At 72.3% G+C, this 18,272-nt stretch carries 14 protein-coding genes; 6 read left to right on the top strand and 8 right to left on the bottom strand.

Annotated elements, in window-relative coordinates; translation table 11 throughout:
• The first annotated feature begins 35 nt into the window (after positions 1–35).
• Entirely contained in the window at positions 36–1,196 is a 1,161-nt protein-coding gene (locus ACIBVN_RS23185; RefSeq protein ID WP_397139512.1) for an ROK family transcriptional regulator, read from the top strand.
• On the opposite strand, the gene ACIBVN_RS23180 is transcribed toward ACIBVN_RS23185, so the two are convergent.
• The gene (locus ACIBVN_RS23180; protein ID WP_397139510.1) at positions 1,193–4,174 is read right to left on the bottom strand and encodes an alpha-mannosidase; all 2,982 of its coding nucleotides are present in this window, start codon (positions 4,172–4,174) and stop codon (positions 1,193–1,195) included. The two genes, ACIBVN_RS23185 and ACIBVN_RS23180, sit on opposite strands and share 4 nt — an antisense overlap.
• Positions 4,175–4,275: 101 nt before the next feature.
• Between ACIBVN_RS23180 and ACIBVN_RS23175 the strand changes: the two genes are divergently transcribed.
• The 4 genes from ACIBVN_RS23175 to ACIBVN_RS23160 all read left to right on the top strand — a co-directional run bounded on the left by ACIBVN_RS23175 (position 4,276) and on the right by ACIBVN_RS23160 (position 11,048).
• Positions 4,276–4,833: a dienelactone hydrolase family protein gene (locus ACIBVN_RS23175; RefSeq protein WP_397139508.1), complete on the top strand. Its 558-nt coding sequence runs from the start codon at positions 4,276–4,278 to the stop codon at positions 4,831–4,833.
• A gap of 319 nt (positions 4,834–5,152) precedes the next feature.
• On the top strand, positions 5,153–6,106 hold the full coding sequence (locus ACIBVN_RS23170; RefSeq protein WP_397139506.1) for a HesA/MoeB/ThiF family protein: 954 nt from the start codon (positions 5,153–5,155) through the stop codon (positions 6,104–6,106).
• Positions 6,103–7,182, top strand: a complete 1,080-nt coding sequence (locus tag ACIBVN_RS23165) for a PqqD family protein (protein WP_397139504.1) — start codon at positions 6,103–6,105, stop codon at positions 7,180–7,182. Before ACIBVN_RS23170 ends, ACIBVN_RS23165 begins: the two co-directional genes overlap by 4 nt.
• A 122-nt stretch (positions 7,183–7,304) precedes the next feature.
• Positions 7,305–11,048 (top strand): S8 family peptidase, encoded by a 3,744-nt coding sequence (locus ACIBVN_RS23160; RefSeq protein ID WP_397139502.1) that lies wholly within the window; start codon positions 7,305–7,307, stop codon positions 11,046–11,048.
• Here the strand turns inward: ACIBVN_RS23160 and ACIBVN_RS23155 are convergent.
• On the bottom strand, positions 11,033–11,578 hold the full coding sequence (locus tag ACIBVN_RS23155) for a TetR/AcrR family transcriptional regulator (protein WP_397139500.1): 546 nt from the start codon (positions 11,576–11,578) through the stop codon (positions 11,033–11,035). The genes ACIBVN_RS23160 and ACIBVN_RS23155 overlap by 16 nt on opposite strands.
• Before the next feature lie 71 nt (positions 11,579–11,649).
• Between ACIBVN_RS23155 and ACIBVN_RS23150 the strand changes: the two genes are divergently transcribed.
• Positions 11,650–12,459 carry an SDR family NAD(P)-dependent oxidoreductase gene (locus tag ACIBVN_RS23150; RefSeq protein WP_397139498.1) on the top strand — a complete coding sequence of 270 codons (810 nt, stop codon included), beginning with the start codon at positions 11,650–11,652 and terminating at the stop codon, positions 12,457–12,459.
• 16 nt (positions 12,460–12,475) lie between these two features.
• Here ACIBVN_RS23150 and ACIBVN_RS23145 read toward each other — a convergent pair whose 3' ends face one another.
• Genes ACIBVN_RS23145 through ACIBVN_RS23120 form a run of 6 tightly spaced genes read right to left on the bottom strand, consistent with a single transcriptional unit; the run spans position 12,476 to position 18,268 of the window.
• Positions 12,476–13,219 (bottom strand): carbon-nitrogen hydrolase family protein, encoded by a 744-nt coding sequence (locus ACIBVN_RS23145; RefSeq protein WP_397139496.1) that lies wholly within the window; start codon positions 13,217–13,219, stop codon positions 12,476–12,478.
• 4 nt (positions 13,220–13,223) lie between these two features.
• Positions 13,224–13,652, bottom strand: coding sequence for a winged helix-turn-helix transcriptional regulator (locus ACIBVN_RS23140; protein WP_397139494.1), 429 nt, complete (start codon positions 13,650–13,652; stop codon positions 13,224–13,226).
• 32 nt (positions 13,653–13,684) lie between these two features.
• Positions 13,685–15,274, bottom strand: a complete 1,590-nt coding sequence (locus ACIBVN_RS23135; RefSeq protein ID WP_397139492.1) for an ABC transporter ATP-binding protein — start codon at positions 15,272–15,274, stop codon at positions 13,685–13,687.
• Positions 15,271–16,305: a serine hydrolase domain-containing protein gene (locus ACIBVN_RS23130; protein ID WP_397139490.1), complete on the bottom strand. Its 1,035-nt coding sequence runs from the start codon at positions 16,303–16,305 to the stop codon at positions 15,271–15,273. The genes ACIBVN_RS23135 and ACIBVN_RS23130 overlap by 4 nt, the downstream gene beginning before the upstream one ends.
• Positions 16,302–17,477 carry an anhydro-N-acetylmuramic acid kinase gene (locus ACIBVN_RS23125; RefSeq protein WP_397139488.1) on the bottom strand — a complete coding sequence of 392 codons (1,176 nt, stop codon included), beginning with the start codon at positions 17,475–17,477 and terminating at the stop codon, positions 16,302–16,304. The genes ACIBVN_RS23130 and ACIBVN_RS23125 overlap by 4 nt, the downstream gene beginning before the upstream one ends.
• The gene (locus ACIBVN_RS23120; RefSeq protein WP_397139486.1) at positions 17,474–18,268 is read right to left on the bottom strand and encodes an ABC transporter permease; all 795 of its coding nucleotides are present in this window, start codon (positions 18,266–18,268) and stop codon (positions 17,474–17,476) included. Before ACIBVN_RS23120 ends, ACIBVN_RS23125 begins: the two co-directional genes overlap by 4 nt.
• Between the last annotated feature and the right edge of the window lie 4 nt (positions 18,269–18,272).

The following is an 18,272-nucleotide window of genomic DNA, read 5'->3' as shown; positions in this document are numbered from 1 at the left end:
TTACTAAGTCAACACTCTGTGGTGACATGGCTCACATGCGACGCGGCACGAACCTGCCCGCGGTGGGGAGCTACAACAGGGCCGTGGTCCTGGAGGCGATCCAGGCGTCCGACGGCATCAGCCGGGTGCAGATCGCGGCCCGCACCAGGCTGACCGCGCAGACCGTGTCCGTGATCGTGCGCAGGCTGCTGGAGGAGGGGCTCGTCGTCGAGGACGGGTCCGTCCCGTCAAGCGGCGGAAAGCCGCGCACGATCCTGCGCGTGGATCCCGGCGCGGGGTACGCGGTCGGCGTGCACTTCGACCCCGAGGAGATCTCCTGCGTGCTGGCCGACCTGGCGGGGCGGCCGGTCGCGCGGCTGCACCTGCCCGTGCGGCCGGGGCTCGAGCCGGAGTCGGTGATCCGGCAGATGGCCAGGGCGGCGCGGCGGATCCTGCGCGAGGCGGGGGTGGCCGACGGCAAGGTGCTCGGCGTGGGGCTGGCCTGCCCGGGGCCGCTCGACCGGGACGGCGTGATGGTGTCACCGCCCAGGTTGCCGGGCTGGGACCAGGTGCCGATCAAGGAGCTGCTGCGCGAGCACACGCGCTTTCCGGTGACCGTGGACAACGACGCCACCGCGGCGGCCATCGGGGAGCGGTGGGCCGGGATCGCCCGCACCACGCCCAGCTTCGCCTACCTGTACCTGGGGACGGGGATCGGCGGCGGGATGTTCCTGGATGACCAGGTGTACCGGGGGCGGTCGGAGAACGCGGGCGAGTTCGGGCACATCACGGTCGAGCCCGACGGGCCCGAGTGCTACTGCGGCAACCGGGGATGCGTGGAGGCGGTGTGCTGCCCGAGCGCCATCGAGGCCGCGCTCGGGGGAGACATCCCCTACGCCGCCATCTGCGCGGCCGCCGCCGCGGGCGAGCCGGAGGCGCGGCAGGTCATCGAACGCGTGGCCGGGCGGCTGGCCGACGCCGCCGTGAGCCTGGTGAACATGCTGGACATCGACCTGCTCGTGCTCGGCGGGCCCGCGCTCAGGGAGGTCGGGGAGATCTACCGCGAGGTGATCGCGCGGGCAGTGTCGAGCAGGCCGCTGGCCAGGCGGTTGCACGCCGTGCGCGTGGAGACCTCGCCGATCGCGGCCGACGCCGCCGCGATCGGCGCGGCATCACTGGTCTTCCACCGCACGTACGCGCCCCGCCTGGGTGACTAAGCCCGCTTCAGCCGCAGGGTGACCAGCTCGAACGGGCGCAGCGACAGCGTCAGCGCCCCCTCGCCCGTGGGGCGTTCCAGCAGGTCGGTGGCCACGACCTCCGCGACGGGGAAGCTCGGCGTGAGGGTGGCGCGGGCCCGGCCGCCCCTGGACTCGTGGAAGCGTACGATCACGTCGCCGCTCTCGTCGTCGGCCAGCTTGACGGCGGTCACCACCACCGCGTCGTCGTCCACCGTGATCAACGGCTCCACCTCCGCCGAGGCGGTGCCGGGCACCTGGCGCACGGGGAGGTTGATGAAGTAGCCCTCGCGCACCGCGTCGCCGATCGTCGCGCCCGGCACGAGCGCGTGGCGGAAGCGGTGCACCCCCTGGTCGGTCTCCGGGTCGGGGAAGCGCGGGGCACGCAGCAGGGAGACACGCACCGTCGTGGTGGTGCCCGAGCCGCCGACGGCACGGGTGATGTCGTGGCCGTACGTCGAGTCGTTGACCAGCGCGACGCCCCAGCCGGGCTCCTCCACGTGCACGAAGCGGTGGTTGCACGCCTCGAACTTGGCCGCCTCCCAGCTCGTGTTGGTGTGCGTGGCGCGGAAGGTGTGGCCGTACTGGCTCTCCGAGGCGTACCGGTCGGCGCGCACGTCCAGCGGGAACGCCAGCTTGAGGAACTTCTCCGTCTCGTGCCAGTCCACCTCGGTGAGGATGTCGAGCCTGCCGCCGTCGAGCGTGAGCACCTGCGTCACGGACGACGACCCGAACGAGCGCCGCACGCGCACCCCGTCGCCGTCGAGGCTCACCTCGTCGGCCGTCACCAGGTCGGTGACCGTGTTGCGGTAGAACTCGTCCACGTCCCAGGCGTCCCACTGGTTGGGGAAGTCGGGGTGGAGCTGGAGGAGATTGGCCGCCTGCCCGGCCGCCAGGGTTTCCCTGCCCGCGGTCAGGTCATAGGCGGAGACGACCAGGCCGCGGGCGTCGATCTCCACCCTGAGCAGGTCGTTCTCCAGGACGAAGCCGCCGCCGTCGCGCTCGCGCACCTCCGTCCACCGCACGCCGGAGACGCTCCTGGCGCCCCCTCCGGGCACCCCGTGGCGGGCGTGCGGGGCGCCGTTGAAGACGAGCTCGCGGTCGCCGGTCCCGGCCAGGGCGCGTTGCGCGGTGTCGATGATCCCGTTCAGCTCCGCCGCCACCGCCTCGTACGTCCTGCGCGCCTCCCGGTGCACCCAGGCGATCGACGAGCCCGGCAGGATGTCGTGGAACTGGTGCAGCAGCACCGTCTTCCAGATCCGGTCAAGCTGCTCGTACGGGTACGGAGCCCCGGTCCGCACGGCCGCGGTCGCCGCCCACAGCTCGGCCTCCCTCAGCAGGGACTCGCTGCGCCGGTTGCCCTGCTTGGTCTTGGCCTGGCTGGTGAGCGTGGCGCGGTGCAGCTCCAGGTAGAGCTCGCCCACCCAGACCGGCGGGTTCGGGTACTCGGCCTCGGCCTTGGCGAAGAAGTCGGCGGGCGGCTCCCAGGTGACGGCCGGCGAGCCCTCCAGGTCGCGCAGCCTGGCCGCCTTGGCGACCATCTCGCGCGTCGTGCCGCCGCCCCCGTCGCCCCAGCCCGTCGGCGCGAGCGAGTGCCGCGCGGAGCCCTTGTCCTTGAAGTTGCGCTCCGCGTGCGCCAGCTCGCGGCCGCTCATCGAGCAGTTGTACGTGTCCACCGGCGGGAAGTGCGTGAAGATCCGCGTACCGTCGATGCCCTCCCACAGGAACGTGTGGTGCGGGAACGTGTTCGTCCGGCTCCACGAGATCTTCTGCGTGAGCAGCCGCTTCGACCCCGCCGCCTTGATGATCTGCGGCAGGCCCGCCGCGAACCCGAACGTGTCCGGCAGCCACACCTCCTCGTTGTCGATGCCGAACTCGTCGATGAAGAACCGCTTGCCGTGCACGAACTGCCTGGCCATCGCCTCCGAACCGGGCATGTTCGTGTCGGACTCCACCCACATGCCGCCCGCCGGCACGAACCGCCCCGTGGCCACTGCCTTGACCACCTTCGCCCACACCTCGGGCCGGTGCTCCTTGATCCACGCCCACTGCTGCGCCTGCGACATCGCGAACACGAAGTCCGGCTCGTCCTCCAGCAGCGCGGTCATGTTCGAGGCGGTGCGGGCCACCTTGCGCACGGTCTCGCGCAGCGGCCACAACCAGGCCGAGTCGATGTGGGCGTGGCCGACCGCGCTGATCCGGTGCGCCGACGGCACCGCCGGGGACGACAGCACGCCGGTCAGCTCCGCCCTGGCGGCGGCCGCCGTGCCGTTGACGTCCTGGAGATCGACGGCGTCCAACGCCCGTTCCAGGGCCCGCAGCAGCTCCCAGCGGCGGGTGCCGTCGGCGGGCAGCTCCGCCATCAGCTCGCCCAGCACCTCCAGGTCCATCACGAGCTGCCACACGGTCTCGTCGAAGACGGCCAGGTCCATGCGGCCCAGCCGGTACAGCGGGGCGGCGCCGGCCGTCTCCTTGTCGCCCAGGTGCGTCGGCTGGAAGGGCGGGACGCCGAGGATGACGGGGTTGGAGGCGGCCTCGATGTGCAGGCGCACCCGCTCGCCGCCCTCGACCGGGGAGCCGACGCGTACCCACTGGTTGCGGGGGTTGAGGCCCTTCACCGGGGAGCCGTCGGGGCGGTAGACGAGGCCCTCGCACTGGAAGCCCGGCATGTTCTCGTCGAAGCCCAGGTCGAGGAGGGCCTCGACGGTCCTGCCCGCCCACTCCGCCGGCACGGCGCCGGTGACCGTGAACCAGCTCGTGCCCCACGGCGCGCCCCACGCGGCGCCTGGCGCGATCGGCTCGGGGGCCGCCGCCAGCCCCTCCCCGACCGGCACCGGTTCGCCCGGCGCGTGCCAGACGGCCACCTCCAGCGGCACCGAATCGGGGTGGACAGCCGGGCGGATGCGCTCGTCGAGCACCCGCTTCAGACGGGCCTCGACCAGCTTGCGGTCATCGTGCATATCGGGCGGCTCCCCACGAAAAAGGCGATGAATAAGCCCTTAGCACGTTAAGCAACCGGCGCGCGCTGGTCCACCACGTGCCCCGGTGGTACACAGTCGTCATGGCAGAGATCGTCCTCTTGCACTCCGCACAGGGCCTGCGCCCGGGGGTGGGCGTGGCGGCGGAGGTTCTGCGGTCGGGCGGGCACGTCGTGCGCACGCCCGACTACTACGACGGCGAGGTCTTCGCCGACATCGAGCCGGGTCTGCGTAAGCGTGACGCGCTCGGCCCCGACGAGCTCGACCGCCGCTTCCGCCGGATCGGCGACGAGGTGGCGGGTCCCACGGTGTTCGCCGGGTTCTCGCTGGGGGCGTACGGGGCGCAGCTGCTCGCCGCGACGCACCCGATGGCGCGGGGCGCCCTGCTGTTCCATGGCGGGGTGGCCGTCGAGGGGGAGTGGCCGGACGGGGTGCCCGTGCAGGTGCACTACGCCGAGCATGATCCGTGGCTCGACAAGCAGGAGATCGCTCAGCTCGGGGCGGCGGTGGGGGCGGCGTTCGAGTGCTTCGTCTATCCGGGTGACGGTCACCTGTTCGCCGATCCCGGCCTGCCCGGCTACTCCGAAGAGTCGGCGGCGCTCATGTGGAAGCGGTCACTGGCGTTTCTCAGCCGGACATAACGCGATTTCTGCAAATTGGGCCTCCCCTTTCTCTTGCGTTTTATTTACGATCACAGCGACCAATCGAGATCGACGGAGGGATCGCGCATGACGATCGAGATCAAGAAGGTCGAAGAAGTCGAGACGACGGGCAACAGCAACAGCTGCTGACCGTCCGCGTGGCCTCCTGCGGAGGCCCCCGTCCGCGGGAGGCCCGCCTCCGACCTGCCCTGGAGACGCCTCCATGCCAAGGATTCAAGTGAATCCGGCTTTTCCCCTTTTCATCGATGAGGCACACGAGCGGATTCGGCTCGGCGATTTCCCGCCGACCGGCCAAATAGTGGATCCCGCTCCGCCGCCGCTTCGCCGCCTGATCCGGCTCTGCGCGGACTCGCCCGTCGAGCAGAGCGAATTGCACAACCTCATCGACGACGTCGATCCGCATGACATCGACGCGGCGGTCGAGCAACTTCGGGCCGCGCGGATCCTCGTCACCGACGCCGAGCTCGACACGCTGGCCTGTGACGCCAGGGCGTCCCGGTTCGGGCTGTGGCTGTCCATGTTCCACCCGGCGGAGCGGGCTGCCGCGGCGATCGCGGACCTGTCGCGCAGGCACGTCGCGGTGCTCGGCGCGGGCGCCATCGGCGGGCACGTCGCGCTCCAGCTCGCCACCTCGGGCGTGGGCCGGCTGACGCTCCTGGACGACGACCGGGTGGAGCTCAGCAACCTGCACCGCCAGCACCTCTACACCGTCCGCGACCTCGGCGAGGCCAAGACGGCCGCCGCCGCGCGCACGCTCCTCGAGCACTGCCCGGAGCTGGAGGTCAGGCAGATCGAACGGCGCATCGCCGGGCCGGGGGACGTCGTCACCGACGCCGACCTCGTGGTGAACACCGTGGACACGCCGCAGCCGCACATCCGCCACTGGGTCAACCAGGCCTGTGTCGAGGCGGGCACGCCGTTCGTCACCGGCGGCTTCAATCAGCACGTCGGCCTGCTCGGGCCGCTCGTCGTGCCCGGCAAGACCGGCTGCCTGGCCTGCCAGGAACGCGCGCTCGCCGGACGCTACGGCGCCGCCACGTTGCCGGTCAGCGACAACCCCGGGCGGACGATCCCGTCGTTCGGGCCCCTGTGCGGGATCGTGTCGGGGATGCTCGCCTCGGAGGTGATCCGCCACCTGACCGGGACCGGCGCGCCCGCGATCGAGGGCAGGAGTGTCTGGCTGGACCTGCTCACGCTCACCACCACCGCCAGGGACTTCGACCGGCTGGACGACTGCGAGGTCTGCGCGTGAGGACCGATCTGTCGTTTCTCACCGTCGTCGCCGACGGGCCGGACGACTACGTGATCGGCAACGGCGAGACGTTCGTCAACGTGCCGGGAGTGGCGGCGGCCGTGATCGCGGCGCTGGACGGCAGCCGGACGGCCGAGGAAGCACGCGCCCGGGTGCTGGCCGAGCACGGCGTGGACGTGGACGTGGCCGAGTTCGTCACCGGGCTGGAAGGCGCGGGCCTGCTCAGCCGGCCACGCCGCCCGCCGAACCTCTGGGACCGGATCCGGCCCCATCACGTGGCCTGGCTCTTCTCGAGACCGGCCCACGCCGTGCTCGCGCTGCTGACGGTGGCCGCTCTGGCCGCCGTCGTCGCCGAGCCGGGGATCCTGCCCGGCCTGTCGTCGCTGGTGTGGTCCAACAGCCTCACGTTCACGGTGGCCTTCGCGGCCGGCTCGTGGATCCTCGTGCTGGTGCACGAGCTCGGCCACGTCGCCGCCGCGAGGTCCCTGAACGTGCGGGCCGAGCTGTCGCTCGGCACCCGGCTGCAGTTCCTGGTCGTGCAGACCAGGATGACCGGCATCTGGGGCGTGCCCAGAAGGGCCCGCTACCGGGCGTATCTGGCGGGCATGCGGGTCGACTGGTTCCTCGTCTGCGCGGGGGCGTGCCTCCTGTACGTCGCCGACCTCGCCGTCGTGCGGCTGGTCATGGTCATCTGCCTGTCGCAGATCGCCTGGCAGTTCCTGTTCTTCATGCGTACCGACGTCTACTACGCCTTCGCCAACGCCGGCGGGAACAAGAACCTCATGGCGGACGCGCAGGCACACCTGCGCGCGGCGCTGGCGGGCAAGGCGGGGCAGGCCCGCCGCAGCGTCCGCCTCTACGCGTGGTTCCTGGTGGCGGGGCGGGTGCTCGGGCTGGGCTTCTTCGCCCTCTACACGGTGCCGATCACGGTCGCGGTGGTACGGCGCTCCGTCGCGGAGCTGCCCGGCTGGCAGCCCGTCGCCACGCTCGCCCTCGTGGCCGCCGGGTGGGTGCTCTACCTGGCCCTGCTCGGCCGCCGCCTGATCACCTCGGCGCGTGCCCGGCGGGGCGGCTGAGCCGGCCCGGATGGCGGGTTCCCGACAAGTCAGGAAGTAGCCACACCTATCTCATAGACACCGTCCTATCCGGATGACTAGGAATGCGGTATTCGTGCTTACCGATTCTCTGGAGGTCGTCCATGGGGCGATGGCGGGCTGCGGCCGTCTCCATGGTCATGGTCGTGTCGGTGCTCGCGGCTCCCGGCGCGCACGCGGTCGCCGCGTCGCCGCGCGCGGCGTTCACGAGCGCCCCGGCGAGTGACGAGATCACGCTGATCACCGGCGACCAGGTGCAGGTGCGGGCCGTGGACGGCGAGCACCGCGCGGTGACGGTCACTCCCGCGCCGCGGGCGGACGGGTCCGTGCCGACGTTCCAGGTGCTGGAGTCGGACGACGGGGTGACCGTCATTCCCGACGACGTCGCGGCCCTGGTCCCCGAACGGCTCGACACCGCGCTGTTCAACGTGACCGAGTTAGCCGGACAGGGTTACGGCGTCGCGATCCCGCTCATCCTCACCTACGCGGGCAACACCACCAAGGCCGCGATCCCCGCCGCGAAGCAGGTCAGGACGCTGGAGAGCATCGGCGGCGCGGCCGTCCAGGTGGCCACGCGGGACGCGGCGCGGTTCGGGGCGGAGCTCGCCAAGCTGGGGGCCGCCCCGGCGTTGCGCGCGGCCGGGCCGCTGGCAGGCGTGCAGAAGATCTGGCTCGACCGCAAGGTGAAGCCGGCGCTGGAGCAGAGCGTGCCGCAGGTCGGCGCGCCCGAGGCGTGGGCCGCCGGGTACGACGGCACCGGCACGACCGTGGCCGTACTCGACACCGGCGTGGACGCCGCGCACCCCGACCTGGCGGGCAAGGTCGCCGACCAGCGCGACTTCACCGGCCAGAGCGCCACGGGCGACCCCCACGGGCACGGCACCCATGTGGCGAGCACCATCGCGGGCACGGGCGCGGGCGGCATCGGCAAGGGCGTCGCCCCCGGCGCGCGGCTGCTCAACGGCCGCGTGCTCGACGCCGACGGCTACGGCCAGCTGTCCTGGATCATCGACGGCATGGAGTGGGCGGCCGGCGAGAAGCGCGCCGAGATCGTCAACATGAGCCTCGGCAGCCGCGAGCCGGGCGGCCCGCTCACCACGGCCGTGACGCGGCTCAGCAAGCAGCACGGCACGCTGTTCGTGGTGGCGGCCGGCAACGACGGCTGCGACCAGTGCGTGGGCGCGCCGGGCGACGCCCCCGAGGCGCTGACCGTCGGCGCGGTGGACAAGCAGGACAAGCTGGCGCCCTTCTCCAGCAGGGGCCCGATCATCGCCGACCTGGCCGTCAAGCCCGACGTCACCGCCCCCGGCGTGGACATCACCGCCGCCAGGACCGGCGGCGGCAGCCTCACGCTCTCCGGCACCTCGATGGCGACCCCGCACGTGGCGGGCGCGGCGGCGCTGCTGCGGCAGGCCCGCCCGGGGATCGCCGGCAACGAGCTGAAGTCGCTGCTCATGGCCGGCGCCAAGCCGGCACAGGGCATCGACGTGGACGCCCAGGGCACGGGCCGCATCGACGTGGCCGCCGCGCTCAAGGGCACGGTGGTGGCCTCGACGGGCTCGGCCGGCTTCGGCAAGCTCACCACGGGCGAGCGGAAGAGCCTCACCGTCGGCTACCGCAACCTCGGCCAGGCCCCGGCCGAGCTGAGCCTGTCGGCCGGCGACGCGTTCACCGTCGAGCCGTCGAAGCTCACCGTGCCCGCCGGAGGGACGGCCGAGGCGAAGGTCACGGCCAACGCGACCAAGGCCGGGCTGCTGCGCCAGGAGCTGACCGCGACCGTCACTGGCGCCGTCGCGGGCGGCGGCACGGTGCGCACGCTGCTGACGGGCAGCGTCGACGACAAGCGGGTCGAGCTACGCGTACGCGGCATCGCCAGGGACGGCCGCACCGCCCGCGGCGGCTTCACCGTGCTCAACCTGGACGAGGGCACCCTGGTCGGCCGACTGCTCCCCGGCGACCCGTCCCAGCCCTGCACCGACCAGAAGTACGGCAGCGGCACCTGCCTGCTCGTCAAGCCCGGCACCTACTCCGTGCTCGGCCACCTCTTCACCATGCCCGCCACGCAGGACAGCACCACCGGCGGAAAGCCGCTCAACGAGAGCCTCGTCGGCGACCCGGAAATGGAGATCACCGGGAACACCGAGGTCGTGCTGGACGCCCGCAAGGCCGTGGAGGTCAAGGTCGAGACGCCCGACCACAAGACCAAGCGGAACACCGGGGCCGCCGCCGCCCTCATGTGGTACCGCTCGAGCAAGACGGGCACCGCGCTGCGCGGCGGCACCACGATCTCGCCGGGCGCCCAGATCGAGGAGCGGCTGTTCGTGCAGCCCACCAGGAAGGTCACCAAGGGCGCCTTCACCGTCGCCACCCGCTGGCGGCTGACCGCCCCCGAGATCACCCTCGCCACGCCCGGCCTGGACCTCGACCCGCAGTACGTCGACCCCGTCCAGTTCAGCGACTTCTCCACCGAGTACCCGCGCCTGGACGGCACCCGGCTCCTCATGGCCGTGGACGCGGGCCGCGGCAGCGCCGAGGAGATCAAGGCCCGTGATCTGCGCGGCAAGCTGGCCGTCATCCGGCGCACCGACGGCGTGCCCGTCTCCGTCCAGTCCAACGCGGCCGCGGCCGCCGGGGCGAAGCTGGTCGCCGTCTACAGCGATCGGCCGGGCGCCGACGTCACGACCGGTGGCAACAAGGTCAAGCTCGCCGTCCCGACGGTGCGGCTGACGCACGAGGAGGGGCTGAAGCTGGTCGAGCGGCTGCGCCGCCTGCCGGTGCCGATCCTGGCCAAGGGCATCGTCGCCAGCCCGTACGTCTACGACCTGTACCTGCGGGAGCAGGGCCGGGTACGCGACTCGCTCACGTACACGGTGAGGTCGAAGTCGCTGGCCAGGATCGAGACCGGCTACCACAGCCAGCTGTCCGACGACGTGACGGTGAACGAGGCCAGGTTTGTCTTCGAGCCGTGGGACACCTCGTCCATCTCCACGAACCATCCCATGGCCAAGACGCCGCGTACCCGTACCGACTACGTCACCCCGGATCCCGAGCTGCGGTGGAGCTCGTCGGCGGGCACCCCCGAGCGGTCCTACAACAACATGTGGCCGCACCCGGACACGCCGCGCGTCTCGATGTCGTCGCCGGAGTTCCGCCCGTACGAGGCAGGGGAGCGGGTCAGCCGGACGCTGTTCAAGCAGCCGCTGCTGCCCGGGGTCAACCCGCGCAACCCGCTGCGCAGGGAGGGCGACCGGCTGCGCGTCTCGATGCAGGGGTTCGTGGACGCCGACCGGAACTACGGCGACGCCTACACCAGCCAGTTCGAGCACGGCCTGAAGACCGACTTCCGGCTGTACCGGGGCGACACGCTGCTGTGGCAGACGAACTACCTGCCCTCGGGCTCGGGGACGCTCTCGCCGGAGAAGGCCACGTACCGGATCGAGTACGCGGTCGCCAACGAGGCCGAGTGGGCGAAGCTGTCCACCCGCACGAAGGCGGTGTGGACGTTCGGCTCGGAGCGGGCCACGGGCACGACGGTGGTGCCGCTGCTGCTCGCCTCGTTCGACGCGCCCGTGGACCTGCGGAACCAGGCCGGCTCCCGCAGGCTCGGCCTCTCCCTCCGCCAGCAGGAGGGCGCGGCGCAGAGCGCGGTCAAGGACGTCTCGCTGGAGGTGTCGTACGACGACGGCGCCACCTGGACGAAGGCCCGCCTGCGTGACAAGGGCGAGCGGACCTACGAGGCCACGCTCGACCGGTCGCCGTCCGGATTCGTCTCGCTGCGGCTGAACGCCTCCGACGTCAACGGCAGCACCCTGTCGCAGGAGGTGATCCGCGCCTACGCGGTGCGCTGAACGCCGTACATGAGGGTGTCGAGCACCTTCGTGGCCAGCGCGTCCGCGTCGAAGCCTGGGGGAGAGCCGTGCGCGGCCTCCCCCAGCAGCGCGAGATAGGCCTGCCGCGCCCAGACGATGTCGGCGCCGGGGCCGAGCAGCTTCCCGAACACCGACTCGCACAGCTCCATGACCTCGGCCCGCACCGCCTGCGCCTCGTGGCTGAGCGGCACCTCGCGGGCCAGGGTGAACCGCCAGCCCGGCTTGATCTGCAGGATGTTGGCCGTGGCCTGGTGCAGCGCCACCAGGGCGGGCGCGGTGTGCGGGCGGGCGGCGTGCACGGCCTCCTGGATCTCCCGCCAGGCGGTCACCTCCATGGCCTCGATCAGCGCCTCCCGGCTGGCGAACCTGCGGTGAACGGTGGCCCTGGCCACGCCCGCGCTCTCGGCGATCTGCTCCATCGTGGCCACCGGGTTGGCGCTGAGCACCTCTTCCGCCGCCGCCATGATCGCTCGCATGCTGCGCTCGGCGTCGGCCCGCAGTCTTCCCATGGAGGAGACGTTACCGCCAAAAAGTGAGACGATTTGCCGCAGATACGATGGAATCTGCTACTTTCTTATGCATGTCATACGCTCTTGTCACCGGAGCCTCCTCCGGGATCGGCGCGGAGTTCGCGCGCCGGCTTGCCGCCCGCGGACACGACCTGGTCCTGGTCGCCAGATCCCGGCCCGCGCTCGAAACGCTCGCCGACTCGTTGCGCCAGGCCCACGGGGTGCGGGCCGAGGTGCTCGTCCAGGACCTGTCCGCCCCCGACGCGGCCACGCGGGTCGCCGAGGAGGTCGCCGCCCGCCGGATCTCCATCGAGCTGCTGGTCAACAACGCCGGGTTCGGCACGGCCGGCCACTTCGCGCAGATCGCGCCGGAGCGCGAGCACGAGGAGCTCATGGTCAACGTGGTCGCGCTGGTGGGGTTGACGCACGCGTTCCTGCCGGGGATGCTCGCCAGCGGCTCGGGCGGGGTGGTGAACGTAGGATCCACGGCCGGTTTCAACGTCGCCCCGTACTTCGCGACCTATGCCTCGTCCAAGGCGTTCGTGCTCAACTTCAGCCTCGCGCTCTGGAGCGAGCTGCGCGGCAGCGGCGTCAAGGTGCTCGCGGTCACGCCCGGGCCGGTGGAGACGCCGTTCTTCGAAAAGATCGGCACCAGGGAGGCGGCCATCGGCGCCAAGCCGGTCGCGCCCGAGCTGGTCGTCACCGCCGCCCTGCGCGCCCTCGACCGCGACCGCGGCTACGTGGTGCCGGGCCGCGGCAACCTCGGCCTCGCCCACCTGATGCCGCGCCGCCCCCGCAAGCTCCTGGCCCTGATCGGCCGCCGCGTCACCAGGCAGGTCGCCGACGCCCTCACGCCCGGCGCCGCCGGCTCGTCCCGATGACCGTGCGGGGTGAGCCCTATCGGAAGCCGCGGTCCGCGCGGTCGCCGCGGAAGGCGTCCAGGCGGTCGAAGTCCAGGTCGTGGGCGGAGACCGGCGCGTCGCCCGGGCCGGTGAAGAAGCCGGCGCGGCTCTGCGGGCAGGGGTTGGCGAGCCCGGTGACCCCCGCGCAGGGATGCCCGAGGTACGTGGTCTCGTGGTGCCAGTCGCTCACCGCCACGTACGTCATGAACTCGTACGCCCGCGCCACGCTCATGTGCCGCCACAGCTCGCGCGCCGGGGCGGGGCCGTCCCAGCGGGTGACCGAGAAGGCGGGCACCAGCACCGCGTCGAGGCCGTCGCGCCCCGCCAGGCTCGCCGAGTACCACAGGTCGGCGCAGAGCAGCACGTGCAGGCGGCGGCCGTTCAGCTCGAAGCCCGCGCTCGGGCGGCCGGGCACCACGCCGGCCCCCAGCTCCAGGCCGTACGGGTGGACCTTGTCGTACTCGGCCAGCAGCGTGCCCCCGGCGTCGAACACCGCCCCCCGGTTGACGGCCCCGCCGACCGGCCCGTCGTAGTGCGACCCGCCGACCACCGCCATGCCCGTCCCCATGGCCAGGTCGCGCACTCTGGCCAGGTAGTCGGCCCTGGCCAGGCTGCCACCTGTCAGCTCGGGCAGCAGCAGCACGTCACCCGCGTGCGCGGGGACGAATGCCTCGATCGCGTCGAAGTTGGCGTGGCCGTCGGGGGACCATTGCGGGGGCTGAACCAGGAGGATCTTCACATCTCTACTGTGGCTGGTGCAGGCGGATGGCGGCCATGTCCTGCTGGCGCACGGGTTCGCGGCAGTGCGCGCAGACCGTGACCGGCTCCAGCGGCTCGCCGCAGCTGTGCCGCCACACCGTCGGCGGCTCGCCCCGCGTGACGTAGCGGTCGCCCCAGTCCATGAGCGACAGCAGCACCGTGTGCAGCGCCTGGCCCGCCTCGGTCAGCACGTACTCGTAGCGCGGCGGATGCTCCTCGTACAGCTCGCGCTCAAGCAGCCCGACCTCCTCCAGCTTGCGCAGCCGGGCGGTGAGGATGTCGCGGCTGGCGCCGGTGTTGCGGGCGATCTGGTCGAAGCGGCGCACGCCCAGAGTGATCTCCCGCATGGCCAGCAGGCTCCACCGCTCGCCGACGACCGCCAGCGCGTTGGCGATCGAGCATTCCCTGGGCATCCCCCACCTCCGAGAGCGTCCGAATTTCCAACTTACCTGTTGCCGGGGATCGCCGCGAGCAGCTCGCGGGTGTAGTCCGCCGCGGGGTGGTCGAAGATGTCCTCGGCGGTGCCGCTCTCCACGATCCGGCCGTCGCGCATGACGTGCACCGCGTGCGAGATCATCCGCACCACGGCCAGGTCGTGGCTGATGAACAGGTAACTGAGCCCCAGCTCCCGCTGCAGCTCGGCGAGCAGCTCCAGGATCTGCGCCTGCACCAGCACGTCCAGCGCGGAGACGGCCTCGTCCAGCACCACCAGGTCGGGGGAGAGCGCCAGTGCCCTGGCGATGGCCACCCGCTGGCGCTGGCCGCCGGACAGCTCGTGCGGCAGCCGCTCGGCCATGGAGGCGGGCAGCGACACCTTCTCCAGCAGCTCGGCCGCGGCCTTCCTGCGCTCGGCCGCGCTGCCGACGCGGTGCACGCGCAGCGGCTCGGCGATCGACTTGCCGACCGGGTAGCGGGGGTCGAGCGAGGCGTACGGGTTCTGGAAGACGGGCTGCACCCGCCTGCGGAACGCGAACAGCTCCCGCCTGCCGAGCCCCGCCAGGTCCGTGCCGTCGAAGCGGATGCTGCCGGAGGTGGCGTCGTCGAGGCCGAGCAGCAGGTTGGCGGTGGTCGACTTGCCCGAGCCCGACTCGCCCACGATCGACACGGTACGGCCGCGCGGGATGCTGAACGAGACCCCGTCCACGGCGGTCAGCTGCTCACCGGTGCCTCTGATCGGGAACACCTTGCGCAGCCCCGCCACGACCACCAGGTCCCCGGCCTCCTGCGCAGGTGCGGTGACGCGCACGGACGACAGGCTCGGCACGGCCTTGAGCAGCCGCCTGGTGTACTCGTGCCCCGGCTCGGCCAGGATCTCCGCCGCCCGCCCGGTCTCCACGATCCGGCCGTCGTGCATGACGGCCACCACGTCGGCCCGCTCCGCCGCCAGCGCCAGGTCGTGCGTGATGAGCAGGACGGCCGTGCCCATCTCGGCGGTGAGCTGCTCCAGCTGGTCGAGAATGCGCCGCTGCACGGTCACGTCCAGCGCGGAGGTGGGCTCGTCGGCGATGAGCAGCTTCGGCCGGCAGGCCAGCCCCATGGCGATCAGCGCGCGCTGCCGCATGCCGCCGGAGAACTCGTGCGGGTACTGCCCGATCCGCCGCGCCGGGTCGGGGATGCCGACGAGGTCGAGCAGTTCGAGCACGCGCGCCCTGGCCGCCTTGCCGGTGGCGACGCGGTGCACCTCGAGCGCCTCGGCGATCTGGTCGCCGATGCGCATGAGCGGGTTGAGGTTCGACATGGGGTCCTGGGGGACCAGGCCGATGCCCGCGCCGCGGATCGCGGTCATCTCGCGCTCGCTCGCCCGGGCCAGGTCCCGGCCCTCGAACAGGACCTGGCCGCCGGTGATGCGGCCGTTGCCGGGCAGCAGCCGGTTGACCGCGGCCGCGGTGGTGGACTTGCCGGAGCCGGACTCGCCGACGACCGCGACGGTCTGGCCGGGCAGGATCTCCATCGAGACGTTCTTGACGACCGTGACGTCCTGCTTGCGGGTGCGGAAGGCGACCGAGAGGTCACGGATCTCCAGGAGCGGGGTCATGCTGTCCTCGATCGTTGCGTGGTGGCCTGGAGCAGGTCTGCCCAGAGGGCGTCGGCAGGGGTGGGCTCGCCCTGGACGAGCAGGCGGTTGCTCGCCAGGGCCAGGGCGATGTCGCGGCCGGGGACGAAGCCGACCGCGCAGCCCACGTAGCCGGGGTGGCCGAGCAAGGTGACCGTCTCGTCCCGCAGCTCCAGCGCGTAGGTGCGGAACCCGAGCGCCTGCCCGGCGTCAGGGCCCGGGGTGAAGAACTCCCGCGCGACCTCGGGCCGCCACAGCCCGTCGTGCTCCTCGTACCGGGACATCGCCAGGCCGTACGCGAGCAGGTCCGGCACGGTCGAGAAGAGCCCGGCGTGCCCGGAGACCCCGCCGAAGGCGTGGTGGGCGTTGCCGTCGGCCACCTCGCCGAGCACGGGCTCGCGCCGCCAGTACGCGAAGTCGGAGCTGCGGTACGGCACGGGGTACGGCCGCCCGGTGTCGAGCATGCCCATCTCGATCCGGTCGTCCAGGGCGCTCATGGCCACCTCGGGACCCGCCGGGCGGGCGTACGTGGTGGAGCTGAGGCCGAGCGGCTCGGTGACCAGCTCGGCCACGGCCCGGTCCAGGCTCAGCCCGGTGACGGCCGCGATGATCCGGCCGAGCAGGATGAATCCCAGGTCGGAGTAGTGGCGTGCGCGCCCGGGCCGGTACCGCGGCGGCGGGGGCTCCGGCTGGATGTAGAGCGGCCACCACTCCCACAGCCCGCCCCGGTGCAGCAGCAGGTCCCGCACGGTGATCGCCTCGTACGAGCGCGCCAGGTACGTGCTCAGCGGCGCGTCCAGCTCCACGAGCCGGTCGGACACCAGCCGGATGAGCGCCGTCGTGGTGGCGAGGACCTTCGTGACCGAGGCGAGGTCGTGGAAGGTGTCCACGGTCATCGGCGCCTCGCCGACCCGTTCGCCGTCCTCCCAGCGCACGGTCCGGTGGCCGGTGCACGCGGTGAGGTCGAACCACGGCGTCCGCGCGGCCATGACCACCCCCGCGGGCGTGTTCATCGGGTGAGCACCAGCGAGCGCGGCGGCTCGGCCACCGGCGCGGGCAGCACGAGCGGGCCCGCGCCCGGCGTCAGCGTGCCGAGGATGCGGGCGGACCGGGCGCCCGTCCCGCCCGGCACGGTGCCCGGCAGCCCGTGCGCGGTCAGCCAGCCGATCAGCGCGAACGCGATGGCCTCCTTGTCGTCGGAGGGAGCGCCGTAGTCGTCCGAGGGCGCCACGTCCACGCCGGGCAGCGCCGCCCGCAGCCCGTCCATGATCACGGGGTTGCGGCAGCCGCCGCCGGAGACGAGCAGCGCGCCCACCCCGGCGGCCCGCACGTCCCCGGCGACCGTGCGCACGGTCAGCTCGGTGAGCGTGGCGACCAGGTCGGCGTCCCCCACCTCGCGCCCCGCCCTGGACCCCACAATAGACAGGGCGGCCTCCACGTACCCGAGGTGGAACAGCTCCTTGCCGGTGCTCTTCGGTGCGGCCAGCCCGTAGTAGGGCTCGTCCAGCAGCACCTCCAGCAGCCGTTCGTCCACCCGTCCCGAGGCCGCGATCCTGCCGTCCTCGTCGAAGCCGCGCTCGTTCAGCCCTCTGCTCGTCACCACCGCGTCGATCAGCGCGTTCGCGGGCCCGATGTCGTAGGCGTACAGCTCGCCCCCGCGCACCACGGTCATGTTGGCGATGCCGCCCAGGTTGAGCGCCCCCGCCCCGCCCTCGTGCGCGCCGAGCAGCAGCCCGTCCAGCACCGACACCAGCGGCGCCCCGTGCCCGCCGGCCGTGATGTCCCTGATGCGCACGTCCGACAGCACGGGGACGCCGGTCCGCTCGGCGATCCACGCGGGCTGCCCGATCTGCAGCGTGCCGAGCGCGTGCGTGCCCTCCACCCAGTGGTAGACGGTCTGCCCGTGCGAGACGATCAGGTCGACGGGCCCGCCCAGCGCGATGGCCGAGGCCGCGGCGCCGGCGAAGCTCTGCCCGATGAGCGTGTCGAGCACGCACACCTCGGCCAGCGTCGTCTCCGCGGGCGGCAGCGCCGCGATCAGCCGGGCCCGCAGGTCCGCCGGGTACGGCGTGCTCTCCGTGTGGCCGACCCGGCCTTCGAGCAGGCCGCCCACGAGACGGAAGTCCACCACGGCCACGTCGATCCCGTCATGCGACGTGCCGGAGATCATCCCTAGAATTCTCACCGTTCTCCTCGCGGGTCAAGAGTGTCACGCAGGCCGTCGCCGAGCAGGTTCAGGCCCACGACCAGCAGGACGACGACCGCGCCCGGCGCGATCAGCGTCCACGGGGCCACGAAGACCAGGCTGCGCGCCTCGAAGATCATCGAGCCCAGCGACGGCGCGGGCGGCGGCGTGCCCAGGCCGAGGAAGCTCAGCGACGCCTCGGTCAGCACCGCCCAGGACAGCGACAGCGCGATCTGGATGACGACGATCGAGGTGATGTTCGGCAGGACGTGACGGAGCATGATCTGCCAGCGGCTCATGCCGGTCGAGACGGCCGCCCTGACGTAATCGATCTCCCTGAGCGACAGCACCGGGCCCCGGGTGACGCGGATGAAGATGGGCACGTACACGACGGCGATCGCCACGGCGATCGTGAACCAGTTGCGCTCCAGCACCGACGCCAGCGACAGCGCGAGCAGCAGCGGCGGGAACGCGAACAGCACGTTCGTCACCCCGCCGATCGCGCCGTCGGCGAAGCCCCGGTAGAAGCCGGACACGAGCCCGCCCAGCGTGCCCACCACGGTCGCGAACGCCACCGCGACGACCGCGATGAGCGCCGAGTTGCCCACCCCGGCAGCCACCCGCGAGAACACGTCCCGGCCGAACTGGTCGGTGCCGAACAGGTGCGCGCCCGAGGGCGCCGTGAACCGCGACGGCGGGTGCTGCGCGATCGGGTCGTAGGGCAGCAGCCCGGCATACGACAGCGCCGCCACGACGGCCAGCAGCACCAGGATCGCCGACCCTGCCAGCATGGAC

This window comes from Nonomuraea sp. NPDC049400, from assembly GCF_044466425.1.
Taxonomy (GTDB): domain Bacteria; phylum Actinomycetota; class Actinomycetes; order Streptosporangiales; family Streptosporangiaceae; genus Nonomuraea.
Note: the sequence above shows the minus strand (reverse complement) of the source record. Positions and strands in the feature narration are given on the sequence as shown.